12 protein-coding genes are annotated in these 13,282 nt (G+C 75.4%); 1 reads left to right on the top strand and 11 read right to left on the bottom strand.

Translation table 11 applies throughout. The annotated features are described in order from the left end of the window. Positions 1-88: 88 nt before the first annotated feature. From ACI798_RS03220 to ACI798_RS03205, 4 genes are all read right to left on the bottom strand, one after another. Positions 89-1,066: an AIM24 family protein gene (locus ACI798_RS03220; RefSeq protein ID WP_457047215.1), complete on the bottom strand. Its 978-nt coding sequence runs from the start codon at positions 1,064-1,066 to the stop codon at positions 89-91. An 11-nt stretch (positions 1,067-1,077) separates the two neighbouring features. Next, entirely contained in the window at positions 1,078-1,722 is a 645-nt protein-coding gene (locus ACI798_RS03215; RefSeq protein WP_456943465.1) for an AIM24 family protein, read from the bottom strand. 3 nt (positions 1,723-1,725) lie between these two features. Beyond that, positions 1,726-2,343, bottom strand: coding sequence for an AIM24 family protein (locus tag ACI798_RS03210; RefSeq protein ID WP_456943464.1), 618 nt, complete (start codon positions 2,341-2,343; stop codon positions 1,726-1,728). Between the two features lie 134 nt (positions 2,344-2,477). Next, on the bottom strand, positions 2,478-3,599 hold the full coding sequence (locus ACI798_RS03205; protein WP_456943463.1) for a DUF475 domain-containing protein: 1,122 nt from the start codon (positions 3,597-3,599) through the stop codon (positions 2,478-2,480). Between the two features lie 280 nt (positions 3,600-3,879). On the opposite strand from ACI798_RS03205, the gene ACI798_RS03200 reads away from it, so the two are divergent. Next, positions 3,880-5,148 (top strand): hypothetical protein, encoded by a 1,269-nt coding sequence (locus ACI798_RS03200; protein ID WP_457047214.1) that lies wholly within the window; start codon positions 3,880-3,882, stop codon positions 5,146-5,148. On the opposite strand, the gene ACI798_RS03195 is transcribed toward ACI798_RS03200, so the two are convergent. The 7 genes from ACI798_RS03195 to ACI798_RS03165 all read right to left on the bottom strand — a co-directional run bounded on the left by ACI798_RS03195 (position 5,145) and on the right by ACI798_RS03165 (position 13,154). Then, a complete protein-coding gene (locus tag ACI798_RS03195; protein WP_457047213.1) occupies positions 5,145-5,954 on the bottom strand; it encodes a hypothetical protein in 810 nt (269 codons plus the stop codon). The genes ACI798_RS03200 and ACI798_RS03195 overlap by 4 nt on opposite strands. Next, positions 5,951-7,078: a cysteine protease StiP family protein gene (locus ACI798_RS03190; RefSeq protein ID WP_457047212.1), complete on the bottom strand. Its 1,128-nt coding sequence runs from the start codon at positions 7,076-7,078 to the stop codon at positions 5,951-5,953. Before ACI798_RS03190 ends, ACI798_RS03195 begins: the two co-directional genes overlap by 4 nt. Then, on the bottom strand, positions 7,075-8,376 hold the full coding sequence (locus ACI798_RS03185) for a phosphoribosyltransferase domain-containing protein (RefSeq protein ID WP_457047211.1): 1,302 nt from the start codon (positions 8,374-8,376) through the stop codon (positions 7,075-7,077). The genes ACI798_RS03190 and ACI798_RS03185 overlap by 4 nt, the downstream gene beginning before the upstream one ends. Further along, on the bottom strand, positions 8,373-9,602 hold the full coding sequence (locus tag ACI798_RS03180; RefSeq protein ID WP_457047210.1) for an HpcH/HpaI aldolase/citrate lyase family protein: 1,230 nt from the start codon (positions 9,600-9,602) through the stop codon (positions 8,373-8,375). Before ACI798_RS03180 ends, ACI798_RS03185 begins: the two co-directional genes overlap by 4 nt. Then, a complete protein-coding gene (locus ACI798_RS03175) occupies positions 9,599-10,999 on the bottom strand; it encodes a VWA domain-containing protein (RefSeq protein WP_457047209.1) in 1,401 nt (466 codons plus the stop codon). Before ACI798_RS03175 ends, ACI798_RS03180 begins: the two co-directional genes overlap by 4 nt. A gap of 200 nt (positions 11,000-11,199) precedes the next feature. Beyond that, on the bottom strand, positions 11,200-11,793 hold the full coding sequence (locus tag ACI798_RS03170) for a TerD family protein (protein ID WP_457047208.1): 594 nt from the start codon (positions 11,791-11,793) through the stop codon (positions 11,200-11,202). A gap of 230 nt (positions 11,794-12,023) precedes the next feature. After that, positions 12,024-13,154: a TerC family protein gene (locus ACI798_RS03165; RefSeq protein WP_457047207.1), complete on the bottom strand. Its 1,131-nt coding sequence runs from the start codon at positions 13,152-13,154 to the stop codon at positions 12,024-12,026. Positions 13,155-13,282 lie beyond the last annotated feature (128 nt).

Here is a 13,282-nt window from a genome sequence, read left to right as displayed (position 1 = left end):
CCCCCCCCCCCCCCCCCCCCCCCCCCCCCCCCCCCCCCCCCCCCCCCCCCCCCCCCCCCCCCCCCCCCCCCCCCCCCCCGGGGGACGCTCAGTGCTGCTGCTGGGCGCGGGCGACGAGCCGGTGGCCGAGCGAGCCGGCCTGGCTGTTGGTGAGCAGCTGGGTCTGCGACTCCACCAGCCGCAGCACCGCGGGGTCCTCCCGGGCGATCTCGGAGGACTGCAGCAGGATCGTGCCCTTGCCGGTGAAGTCGTACTGCCGCTCCTCGCCCGAGGCGCGGCCGAGCGCCCCGGTGAGCGCGCCGAGGAAGCTCTGGGTCATCCACTGGGCGTCGTGGTGCACCGACGGGGCCGGGCAGTCGGCCCAGCCGAGCAGCGCCTCGGGGTCGGCCCGGAACGGCGGCTCGACGAAGATCACCGGCCCGTTGGACGAGGCGATGAACTTCCCCGTCCCGATGAGGGTGACGAAGCCCGGCACGATCGACTGCTTGAGCTCCAGGTCCTTGGAGAACGCGCAGAGGTTGCTCGCCTTGATCGTCAGGTTGCCGTCGTCGAGGTCGTAGGAGTTCAGGTCGAACCCGCGGTCCCCGATGAGCACCTTGCCGTGGCCCTGGGCGACCACCCAGTCCTGCACGTACACCGGGCTGGAGAACCGGTGGGCCACCCACGCCTGCACCGAGGAGTACTCGCTGACGGCGTCGAACTGGACGTTGCCGTAGTAGGCCAGCATCGCGCCCTTGCTCATGAACCACTCGCCGTTCAGCGCGATGCAGAAGACGTAGGGGTTGACGTTGTCGTCGTCGGGCAGCGAGTGCGCGTTCAGCGTGCTCGGCACGCCGGCCGGCGGCCCGGCGGGGGCCTGGCCGTACCCGGGCGGCGGCTGGCCGTGGCCCGGCTGCGGGGGCTGGCCGTAGCCCGGCTGGGGCGGCTGCCCGTACCCCGGCTGGCCGTACCCCGGCTGCCCGTACCCCGGCTGCCCGTAGCCCGGCTGCGGGGGCTGGCCGTACCCGGGCTGGGGCTGGCCGCCGTAGGGGTTGCCGCCGTAGGGGTTGTTCGGCGGGTAGGTCATCGTCGCCGTCCTCAGAACTTCTGCTCGCTGGCCTGCACGTACACCGTGCCGTGGCCGCTGATCGTCAACTGGAAGGCCTCGCCGGAGCCGCGCCCGACGACGTCGCGGAAGCCGACCTTGGCCGCGAGGTCCACCGAGAGCTGGCCGACGTGGCCGACGTAGGCCTGCGGGTCGACGCCGACCTGCTGACCGTTGAGCTGGATCGGGAACGCGCCGCCGTGGGCGAGCAGCGCGACCGATCCGCGGCCGTGCAGGTTGGTGGTGAACAGGCCCTGCCCGGTCATGGCGCCGCTGATCGCGGACCGCAGCCCGCCGGAGCCGAGGAACTGCACGCTGGACTGCAGGTTCGCGTCGTGCACGAGCAGCCGGTCGGCCTCGCAGACCAGCGGGGCGCCGCCGTCGAGCTCGAGGACGGTGACGTGCATGCCCTTGTAGCCGTAGAGCACCTGGCCGCTGCCCTCGGTGGCCATCATCGGGTTGGACTCCCCCGACATCGCCGCGCCGACCATGCCGCCGATGCCGCGGCCCTGGCCGTGCACCGGGCGGAAGGTGACCTGCCCGGAGTAGCCGAGCATCGCGCCGCGGCGGGCGAGCACCGGGTTGGCCGGGCCGACGTGCGCGCGCACGACCTTGCTGTTGACGGTCTCGAACGGCACGGCTCAGCGCTCCGAGGACTGGACGAGCACCAGGCCGTGCCCGGTGAAGCGGAGGGAGAAGGGCTCGCCGGAGCCCTCGCCCACGAGGGACTTCCACGAGACGCCGCTGACCAGGTTCATCGACAGCTGACCACGGGAGCCGACGTAGGCGTCGGGGTCGACCACCAGGTCCTGGCCCGGCGCGACCTCCAGCGCCATGACCGGGCCCTCCGACACGAGGGCGACCTGCCCCTGCCCGGTGACGGTAGTGGTGGCCAGGCCGTGGCCGCTGGTCACGCCGCGCAGGCCGGAGAACTGGACGTCGAGGCGCAGGTGCTCGGTGTGGGCCAGGATGTGCTCGCTCTCCACGGTGAGCGTGTCGCCGGCCAGGTCGACGACGAGCACGTCCATCGCGTCCTTGGCGAGGTACACCCGGCCGTGCCCGGTGCAGTCCATCAGCGAGATGCTCTCGCCGGCGACGGCCCGCTTCAGGGCGGCGCGCATGCCGCCGCCCCCGCCCATCCCGGAGCTCTTGAAGTCGACGTTGCCCTCGAAGGCGACCATCGAGCCGCTGGCGGCCCGGATGCGGTCCCCGTGCAGGTCGGCGTGCAGGACGCGTTTCTGGGCGGTGAGCTGTGCCAACGACGGACCTCTCGGTGCGGGGACGGAAACCGGGCGGACCGTATCCGGCTCTCCCGTCCCGCGGTAGGGCACCCGCCGCGGACGCGCGGCGGCCCCGGGGCGGGCGCCCCGAGGCCGCTGGGTGGAGCCTGCGCTCAGCTCTGGCCGGCGGGCACCTCGTCGCGCTCGCCGGGCCGGTCGGGGGCCGGGACCTCGGCGCGCTCCCGCCGCGAGACGACGATGCTGCTGATCACCGCGGCGACGATGAACAGCAGGCCGGTGAGGCCGGTGACGTACTCGCTGATGTGGAACCGCAGCTCGAGGATCATGATCGCGGCGAGGAAGCCGATGGCCCACATCGCGCCGTGCTCGAGGTAGCGGTACTCGTCGAGGGTGCCCTTGTCGACCATGTAGATGGTCAGCGACCGCACCCAGAAGGCGCCGATGCCCAGGCCCAGGGCGATGATGAAGATGTCGCTGCTGATGGCGAACGCGCCGATGACGCCGTCGAAGGAGAACGACGCGTCGAGCACCTCGAGGTAGAGGAACGCCGCGAAGCCGGCGCCCGCGACGGCCTTGGTGGCGGTGCCCCCGGCGCCGTTGCCCGCGGTCTGCCCGGTCGGGGTGACGTCGTCGTCCTCGTCGTCGGTCTCCGGGGCCTCCATGAGCTCGTTGAGGCCGCCGATGAGCAGGTAGGTGAACAGGCCCGCGAGCCCGGACATGAGCACCGTGGCGTACTTGTCGTCGTCGGCGATCTGCGAGCCGACGTAGATGACCGCCAGGGCGATGACGATGGCGAGGTAGGGCAGCTTCCCGGCCTTGGCCAGCGGCCGCTCCAGCCACGACAGCCAGTGGATGTCCCGCTCCTCGTCGAAGAGGAAGTTCAGGAAGATCATCAGCAGGAAGATGCCGCCGAAGGTGTAGATCGCCTCGGCCGCGGCCTCGACGTTCTCCGCGTAGGCCTCCTGGTCCGACAGCGCCAGGTCCCACACCTCGGAGATGGACAGCTGCGCGGTCACCGAGACCAGGACGATCGGCAGCAGCAGCCGCATGCCGAACACGGCGATGAAGATGCCGACGTAGAGGAAGAGCTTGCGCCACAGCGGGCTCATCCGGCGGAGCACCTTGGCGTTGACCACGGCGTTGTCGAAGGAGAGGCAGACCTCGAGCACGCCGAGGACGGCGACGGCCAGCAGGGCCGCCGGCCCGCCGAACAGCACGGCGGTGACGAGCGCGGCCACCGTCAGACCGACGGAGAAGCCGAAGTAGCGGAGCATCAGGTGTTCCTCTCCGCCGCCGGGGGTGCCGGGCGACGACGACGACAGGGACGGGCGGGCCGGTTCCGGCCGGGAGGCGGGCCGGTGTTCCAACGGATCCCGGCGGGTCCCGGTTCCCGCCGGCCCGCGGCCGGGCGGTGGGGCAGCACGTTCAGCGGACCGGGCGGCGCCGGCCGCCCGTCCCCACGGGCGGGGTCCCGGCGTGGTATCCACGGGCCACCGGACCGCGCAGGTGCCGGCCCGCCCCGCCGGACGCGGGCCACGGCGAGGGGAGGCGGTCGTGAGCGCACCCGGCGGCACCCCCTGGTGGCGGCGCGACCGCGACGCCCCCCGGCGGGAGGCCGCGGCGGCGCGGGAGGCCGCGGCCGCGGCCATGCTGGAACTGGACGCCGCGCTGGCCGACCTGCCGGACGCGGTCGCCGCGGCGGAGGAGGTGGGGGCACCGGCCGGCGGGCGACGGGCTCATCACCGCATCCCCGCCCCTGACTCGTTGGCCCGCGACTGGCGGGACCTCTCCACCCACGCGGACACCGTCATCGGACACTACCTGCAGGCCTTGTCCGGCCACGACCCCGCGGCGGACACCGAGCCGGGCGCGGCCCGCGCCGCCGCCGTGGAGCTGGGCGCGGCCGCCGCCGCGCTGCGCGAGGTGCACGGCCAGGTCCAGCGCTTCCGCGACCAGTACGGCGAGGTGCTCGCCGCCGCCGCCCGTGCCCGCGCCGCGGCCGCCCGCGCGGTGTCCGCGACCCGCGACGCCGTGGCCACTGCCCGGGCCGCGCTGGACGCCGCCGGCGCCGCCGGGCTGGCCGACCCCGGCCTGGACGGCGTCCTCGCCGACGCCGAGCGCCTCGCCGCCCGCGCCGCCGCCGACCTGGCGGCCCGCCACGCCGCGCCCGCGCTGGAGACCGCGGAGCAGGGCCGCCGGGAGGCCGAGGCGGCGGCCGCGCGGGCGCGGGCGCTGCCGGAGCGGGCCGCCGAGGTCCGCCGCGGCGCCGCCTCCGTCCGCACCCGCCGCGAGGCGCTGGGCACCCGGCACGAGCGGCTGGCGCCCGTGATGAGCGAGCTGCGCCGCCGCTACCCGCTCAGCGCGTGGTCCGACGTCGAGCGCGCCCCGCAGCGGGCCGCCGAGGCGCTGGCCGAGGCCGACGAGGCGCTCACCGCGCTGGAGGGGGCGCTCGGCGCGCCGGTCCTCGACGTGCCCGCAGCCGCCGCGCTGCTGGCCCGGGTGCGGGCGGCCGCCGGCCGGGTCGACGACGAGGTGCGCGCGGCGACCGGGCGGCTGCAGCGGCTCGACGCCGTCGCCGCCGACCCCGGGTCGCTGCTCGGCGAGGTGCAGCGCGCCGTCGTCGACGCCCGGCGGTTCCTCGGCGGCCTGCCCGAGGAGCGCGCCCGCCGCTTCCGCCGCACGTTCGAGGACCTCGCCCGGCGGCTGCCCCCGCTGGAGGAGGCGGCGCGGGGCCGCCGCCCGGACTGGGGCGCGGTGCTGCGCGAGGCGCGGTCGATCGAGGACGGCCTGGACCGGCTGGTGCGGACCGCGCGTTCGGACTAGCCCGCGCGGTCGAGCAGCCAGCGGACGATCTCCTCGCCCGCGGCGGCGCCGCTGGCCGCGGTCACCGCGACCCGCGCGCCGGTCCAGCCCTGCTCGTGCAGCTCGCCGTGCGCGGGGCGGACGGCGGCGTCGGCGGCGAGCAGCATCGGCGCGTCGAGCAGGCTGTCGCCGGCGCACAGCAGCCGCGGCGCGGGCCCCTCCCCCGCCAGCAGCCGGCGCAGCCGGAGCAGCCCGGCGGCCTTGGACAGCCCGGCGGGGACGACGTACACCTTGCGGCCCTGCACGCTCAGCGTGGCCCCGGCGGCCGTGGCGGCGTCGGTGGTGGCGGCCAGCCAGTCCTCGGGGATGCCGTCCCGGGTGTGCGCGACCAGGTAGCAGAACAGCCCCTCGGCGGCGCGCACGGTGCGCACCCACGGCTGCCCGGCCACCGCCTCGAGCAGCGCGAGCAACGCGGGCAGCGGCGCGGCCTGCGCGGCGGTCGCCGACGCCCAGTCGTCCCACTCCGGGTCGCGGACGCCGTCGGCGAGCAGCACCCCGCCGTTGGCGCACAGCGCGTACCGCGGGACGACGGGCAGCCGCACCCGGCCGTACTGCGCCACGGTGCGGGTGGTGACCGGGACCAGCAGCGCCCGCCCGGCCAGCTCGGCGAGCAGCCGCCACGACGCCGGCGTCGCGTGCGACAGCGGCGCGCCGTCGAGGTGCTCGACGACCTCCAGCCCCTCGGTCGTGCCCGCCGCGGCCGCGGAGTAGATGAGCGTGCGGTCGAGGTCGACGGCGGCCAGCGTCGCCGTGAGGACGGCGGTCACCGGCCCACCGGCCGGATCAGGCCGACGCAGGAGTACGGCAGGCCGGGCACCTCGACCAGCGGCACGCCGCGGGCCCGGGCCAGCGCGGCGACGTGCCGCAGGTCCTCGGCGCGGTCCGGGCGGACCAGCACCTGCCAGGGCACCCGGCGCAGCAGCACCCGCGTCGTCTCCCCCACCCCGGGCTTGACCAGGTTGACGTCGGCGATCCCGTGCTCGGCGGCGATCCGCTCCACCGCCGCCCACCCGGCCCAGGTGGGCCGGCGCTCCTCCGCGGGGACGTCGTCGGCCGTCGGCTGCACCGGGAACGCGGCGGCCACGGTGTCGACGAACAGCGCGGAGACGTCGGCGCCGGCGAGCTCGGCGTAGTACTTCGCGCCGTGGAACATGCCGGGGCCGATGAGGTCGTCGCGCAGCACCGTCCGCGACACCAGCCCCGACACCGTGCTGTTCAGGCAGGCGCTCGGGATGAGGAAGTCGTCGCGGGTGCCGTACAGCTCGGTGCAGACGCCGGGGTCGGCGAGGACGGCGAGCCGGTCGTCGAGCGCGGCGTCCTCCGGGTGCGCGGCGACCCAGCCGGCGACGGCCTCGGTGAGCTGCCGCTGGATCGCGCCCTTGCCGGTCCAGCCGTCGACGAACCGCACCGCCGACGCCGGGTGCCGGGCCAGCACGTGCGCCATCGCGACCTGGTCGATGCCGCGGCCGCGGATGATCGAGACCGTGTAGTGCGGCACCGCGACGCCGCGGGAGGCGAGGAACCAGCGGCGCAGCAGCACGCCGATCGGCGTCCCCGCGCGGGCCAGCGACACCAGCACCGGCGTCTGCCCGTGTGCGGCGGCGGCCTCCCAGACCAGCTCGCCGACCCGGGCGACGGCCTCGGCCAGGCGCCCCGCCGACTGCTCCAGCGCGGCGGTGAACAGCGCCAGGTAGTCGTCGTCGGGCTGGTACTCGACCGGCAGCATCTCCGAGTAGTGGGTGCCCGACTGGATGGCCTCCTCGCGGTCCTCGGTGCCGCGCTCCAGCGCGACCGACGACAGGTCGGTGAGCAGCCAGGTCACCTCGTCAGGCGCGTAGGAGCCGAACCGGCCGGGGACGGCGGGCGCGAGCCGGGCGGACAGCGCGGTCATCGGGCCGGCTCCACGAGCGGCACGGTCACCAGGTGCACGGCGCGGGTGGCGAACGGGCGCAGCGCCTCCGCCATCGGGGCGCAGTCCTCCGCCGGGGCGTCCACGACCACGACCACGTCGTCGGCGCGCTGGTCGGCCCAGCGGCCGGCCACCGGCACGGCGGCCGGGTCGGCCAGGTTGTGCACGCGCGAGACGCGGGCGGGCTCGTCGGGCGCGGGGAAGGACAGGCTGCGGCGCAGCGCGTAGCCGGGGTCGTCGGCGGCGTGTACGGGGCTCCGGGTGGTCGACTGGGTGGTGACGGGGACGCCGGGCAGCCGCCCGGCCAGGCGCGCCGCGATCACGGTGGGCGCGTGCATGAGCTCCTCGGTGCCGAGCACCAGCACCCCGCGGCTGCCGGCCAGCTCCGGCGCGAGCGCGGCGGCGACGGCGTCGGCGGCCGCGGCGAGCCGGGCGCTGCCGGCCGGGGTGAGGCCGTGCCGGGCGGTGGTGGGGACGCCCACGGGCCACAGGCCGGCGTGCGTGCGGACGGCGCCGGGCGCGCCGGCCGGGACCGGCGCGGGGCCGGGCAGGGCGGCGCGGGCGGCCGCGGCCCGGTCGAGGACGTCGGCGGGCAGGGCCAGCTCGGTGGTGAGGGCCGCGGCGACGTCGACCCGCACCCCCAGCGCCTCGGCGCGCCCGGCGAACGCGACGCGGGCGGCGGGGGTGCGCGCGTCGAGCAGCGTGGCGACGACGTAGCGCTCGCGCGGCCAGCGGGCGTGCAGCTCGGCGACGGTGTTGAGCGCGGTGCGGCCGGAGGTGAGCTCGTCGTCGACCAGCACCAGCGGGCCGGGCGCGTCCAGCGTCACCGGCCCGGCCGGCTGCAGGGCGTGCGCGACGGCGTGCGAGTGCTCCTCCTCGAACGCGGCGGCCACCGGCACGCCCGGGTGCACGCGCCGGGTGGTGTGCAGGTAGGCCGCCCCGAGCCGGTCGGCGGCGGCGTGGCCGAGGCCGGTCGCCGTCTCGCAGTAGCCGATGACCAGGCCGGGCGCCTCGCCGTCCAGGACCGCGGCGACGGCGTCGCCCACCGCGGCCCCGGCGCCGAGGACGGCGGCCGGCGCGACGGGCACGTGCTTGCCGAGCACCCGGGAGACGACGAGGTGCGCCCGGCGCGGGTTGTCCCGCAGCGCCAGGCCGCACAGCTCCGCGAAGCGGCCGGGGTCGGCGGCGGTGACGTCGAGCAGGGCGGAGACGGTGCCGTCGAGGCGGACGGCGGAGACGTCCCCGCCGAGTCCTGCGGCACCGGGGAGGGTGGCGGTCACGCGCGCTGCGCCTGCCCGCTCGCGAACACCTCGGCCACCCGGCGCTGCCCGGTCGACAGCAGGTCGACGAGCGCGGCCTCGTCGGCGACGACGCCGTAGACCGCGGCGCGGCGGCTGATCAGCTCCGCCCACAGCGCGTGCGGGCCGATCTCGTTCATCCGGCCGTTGCCGGAGACCGCGATGCCGCCCTGCCCGCGGGCCATGAGGATCTCGAGGGCGTCGTCGTACTCCGAGCGGGAGACGGTGAGCAGCGCGTTGACCACCGAGACGTGCGCCGGGTGGATGACGGTCTTGCCCAGCACGCCGTTGGCCTTGTCGAGGGTGACCTCGCGGATCAGCCCGTCGAGGTCCCCGGCGATCATCCGCTGCCGCAGGCCGCCCTCGTGCTGCTCGCTGAACGGCGTCTGGCGCAGCTGCGGCTTGAACAGCCGGGGGCCCGGGATGTGCTCCCACACCGCGCCGGTGACCACGTGCTCGCCGCCGCGGGTGAAGGTGTTGACCACGTCGGCCAGGCAGTCCCGGACGACGGCGACGTCCCAGATCGTGGTGTCGCGGTCGCGGCGCAGGCCGAACAGCCCGGACAGGTCGGTGCCGCCCACGCGCAGGCACAGCACGGACTCCCGGTGCGCCTCGACCACCGCGGCCAGTGCGCCGAGCGCCTCGCCTCGGGTCTCCCGCCAGGCGAGGTCGGGCGTCTCCAGGATCGGCATGCCGTACAGAGGCTGGCCGAGCATCGCGGCGACCTCCTCCACCGCCGCGAGCATCGGCGCGAGGGTGGCGGCGGTGGCCTTGGGGAGGCTGAACCCGGTCAGCCGCGCCAGCGCCGGCCCGGCGGCGCGGGCCACCGCGCGGATCTGGTCCGGCGTGCGCACCCGCACGAACAGCAGCGGAAGCGCCGGCTGCTCGCCGTCGGCTGCGCGCCGGTGGATCCGCTGCAGCGCGGCGACGACGTTGGCCTCGGCGTCGGGGACCGCCGCGTGCGGGACGGCGTCCTCGAGGCACCACACCATGCTCGTGGCGCCGGCGGCGGCCGCGCGGGCGGCGTCGACGTCGAGCGCCGGCCGCGTGCCCGGGCTGTAGAGCGTCGCGCCGAGGGCCAGCGCCAGCACGCCGCGCGGCGTCGCCGGGCCGACGTCACCCGGCGGGACGGCGAACAGCCGGTCCCGCTCGCCGTCGGTCAGGTGGGAGAAGTGGCGCACCGTCGGCGCCTCCTGGTGGGAGCTCACCGGAGCAGGCCCTGGGCGCGCGCCCGCCGGAGCCAGTCGGGGTACTCGGTCATGAGCCGGTCGAACAGCGCGTCGTCGCTGATCGGCCGGCGGCCCATGAGGTCGTTCTCGCTGACCGCGAAGAAGTCGGCGTTGTCGGTGTAGCGGCCCTCGAGGTCGTCGAGGCGCTGCAGGTAGCTGAACTGCCGCTCCGGGCCGATGCCCATGAACTGCCAGAACACCGGCTCGAAGGACGCCGCCTTGAGCTGCTTGGTCGCGACCGACTTGTCGCTGGGCGCGCCGTCGGTCAGGAACATGACGTAGACCGGCACCTGTGCCGGCTGCGGCTCCACGCGGTCGCGGCTGTCGCCGAAGTACGCCTTCCGGACGGCGGCCATCGCCGCGCCGTAGCGGGTGTCGTACTCGAGCCGGTGCCGCCGGGTGAGCTCGGCGATGTACTGCTGGTGGCCCTCCAGGCGCAGGCCCTCGGGCTGGTGCACGTCCTTGCCGAACAGGAAGACGTCGACGACGCCGTCGTCGTCGAAGCGCAGGCCCAGGGCGAGGACCCGCTCGGCCAGTCGCTGCACGGCGCCGGTGCGGTACAGCTGGGCCATCGAGCCGGAGATGTCGAGCACCAGCGCGACCCGGGCGGTGTGCTCCCCCAGGCCGCGCTTCTCCAGGCTGACGCCGGCGGTCTTGACCAGGGAGAGCATCTGCGGCGCCGAGGACGACAGCTTCTTCTCGAGGTCGACCAGCCGCTTCTTCTCCATGCTGACCGGCGCGGCGGCCGGCGGCGGAAGGGCCGCGGGGGCGGCAGGGGCGACGGCAGGGGCGGCGGCAGGGGCGGCGGCAGGGGCGGCGGCCGCGGGGGCGGGCTCGTCGTCGACGCTCACGCCGACGTCGGTGGCCATGCCGGCCAGCCCGGTGGTGAAGCCCTGGCCGACGGCGCGCACCTTCCACTCCGCGCCGCGGCGGTAGACCTCGGCGAACACCAGCGCCGTCTCGGGGCCGGCGGCCAGCTCGCAGCGGATCGCGGGCGCCGCGGCGCCGTCGGCGGCCACCTCGACGCCGAGCCCGGACAGCCCGCCGAAGGTGCCCGCGCCGTCGAGGGAGGCGCCGATGACGACCTTCTCGACGTCGGCGGGCAGCGCGGCCGGGTCGATCCGGACCTGGTCGACGGTGGCGCCGCCGCGGGCGGACTTGCCGAGGTGGCGCACGGCGCCACCGGCGCCGCTGGGCTGGTTGTAGAAGACGAAGTCGTCGTCGCTGCGCACCCTGCCCGCCGCGGTGGTGAGGAACGCCGACAGGTCGGCGTCGACGCCGGGGGCCGGCGTCCAGGTGAGCGTGACGACGACGGGGCCGGTCAGGCCGGCCTGGGCCAGCCCGACGTTGCCGCCCCGGGTGAGGACGTGGACCACTCCCGTGCCGCTCAGACGGACCGGGTGGCGGTGGTCACGGGGCGGGTGCGGTCGGGCATGACGAGGGGACCTCCGGGTTCTCGGGGGCTGGTGCTTCTCGGGGGGGCTGGTGCGGGCAGGGCGGGGCCCCGGCGGGCGGGGTCCCGCACCGCCGGGGGGACCGGGCCCGGACGCGGGTGCGCGTCCGGGCCCGGCGGGGGTCAGACGTTGACGCCGAAGTCCTGGGCGATGCCGCGCAGGCCGGAGGCGTAACCCTGGCCGACGGCACGGAACTTCCAGTCGGGACCGTTGCGGTAGAGCTCGCCGAACACCATGGCGGTCTCGACCGAGGCGTCCTCGGTGAGGTCGTAGCGGGCGACCTCCTGGCCGTTGGCCTGGTTGACGATGCGGATGAACGCGTTGCGCACCGCGCCGAAGTTCTGCTTCCGGTTGTCGGCGTCGTAGATGGACACCGGGAAGACGATCTTGTCGCAGGTCGGGGGCACGCCGGCCAGGTTCACCTGGATGACCTCGTCGTCGCCCTCGCCCTGGCCGGTGAGGTTGTCACCGACGTGCACGACGGAGCCGTCGGGGCTGCGCAGGTTGTTGAAGAAGACGAAGCCCGAGTCGTCGGGGGTGACCTTGCCGTTGGCGTCGAGCATGATCGCCGACGCGTCGAGGTCGAAGTCGCCCCCGGAGAACGTGTTGACGTCCCAGCCGAGGCCGACGTTCACCGCGGTCAGGCCCGGCGCCTCCTTGGTCAGCGAGACGTTCCCGCCCTTGGAGAGGCTGACACCCATCAGTTGGACTCCCATGTCACCGTCGGGGAGCGCAGCGGCGGTCGCCGCTCCGCTGGACACCGGATGGACCGGCGCCGCCGGGGAGCGCGGGCGGGGTGCCCGGCGCGTCCCCCGGCACCGCTGCGCGGGGTGCCGGTCGGGCACTCAGCGGAGCGGACGTGTCGTGGATCGTGCCGCACGATCACCGGGAGCAACAGGCGCACCGGCGTGGTGCGCCTGTCGTCCTCCCGGCGGTCACCCGCGCGTCACCCGGGGCGGCCGTCGGTGCGCCGCGCCGGCGCCGCGGCGGACCGCTCGCCCGGCTCGGTCCCGGTCGTGCCCGCAGGCCCCTGGCCGAGCGCGCCCTGGCCGAGCCCGCCCTGGCCGGGCGCGTCGGGTCCGGCAGCGGCGTGCGGCACGGCCTCGCGGGCCTCGCGGCGACTGCGGGCCAGGCTCGCGACGGTGGTGACCAGCAGGGTGACGACGATGACCGACAGCGACAGCCAGGTCGGGATCTCCGGGATGGCGGTGACGTGCTCGCCGCCGTTGATGAACGGCAGCTCGTTCTCGTGCAGCGCGTGGATGAGCAGCTTGATCCCGATGAAGCCGAGGATGACCGCCAGGCCGTAGTGCAGGTACACCAGCCGGTCGAGCAGGCCGTCGATGAGGAAGAACAGCTGCCGCAGGCCGAGCAGCGAGAACGCGTTGGCGGTGAAGACCAGGAAGGTCTCCTCGGTCAGGCCGAAGATCGCCGGGATCGAGTCGACGGCGAACAGGATGTCGGCGCTGCCGATGGCGACCAGCGCGATGGCCAGCGGGGTGATGTACCGCTTGCCGTCCAGGCGCGTGGTCATCCGGTCGCCGTGGTAGTCCGACGTCGTCGGGATCACCCGGCGGACCAGGCGCAGGAAGCCGTTCTCCTTGAACTCCTCGTCCTCGTCCCCGCCGGCCCGTGCCTGGGCGATCGCGGTGTAGATGAGGAACGCGCCGAACAGGTAGAAGACCCAGCTGAAGTTCTCGATCGCCGCGGCGCCGAGGAAGATGAACACCGTCCGCAGGACCAGGGCGAACGCGATGCCGAACAGCAGCACCTTCTGCTGCAGTTCCCGGGGCACCGCGAAGCTGGCCATGATCAGGACGAACACGAAGAGGTTGTCGACCGACAGGCTCTTCTCGGTGATGTAGCCGGCGAAGTACTCCCCGCCGTACGTCCCGCCCGCGAAGACCCACACGCCGATCCCGAACAGGACCGCGATCGCGACGTAGACCGCCGACCAGGTCGCCGCCTCCCGCAGCGTCGGCGCGTGCGGTGTGCGCACGTGCCCGACGAAGTCGAACACGATCATGCCCACGATCGCGGCGATCGTGATCGCCCAGATCCAGAAGGGGACGTCCAACGCGGTTACCTCCGGTCCACTGGCAGCAGTCAGCACCGGAGGTCTCTCCCACCGGCCACGACGGCGGCCGGCCGGTGACGCCGGGGTACGCGTACCCGTGCTGACGACGTCACCGCGGGCGGGATACT

The sequence above is a fragment of the Geodermatophilus sp. SYSU D01045 genome, assembly GCF_054050295.1.
Note: the sequence above shows the minus strand (reverse complement) of the source record. Positions and strands in the feature narration are given on the sequence as shown.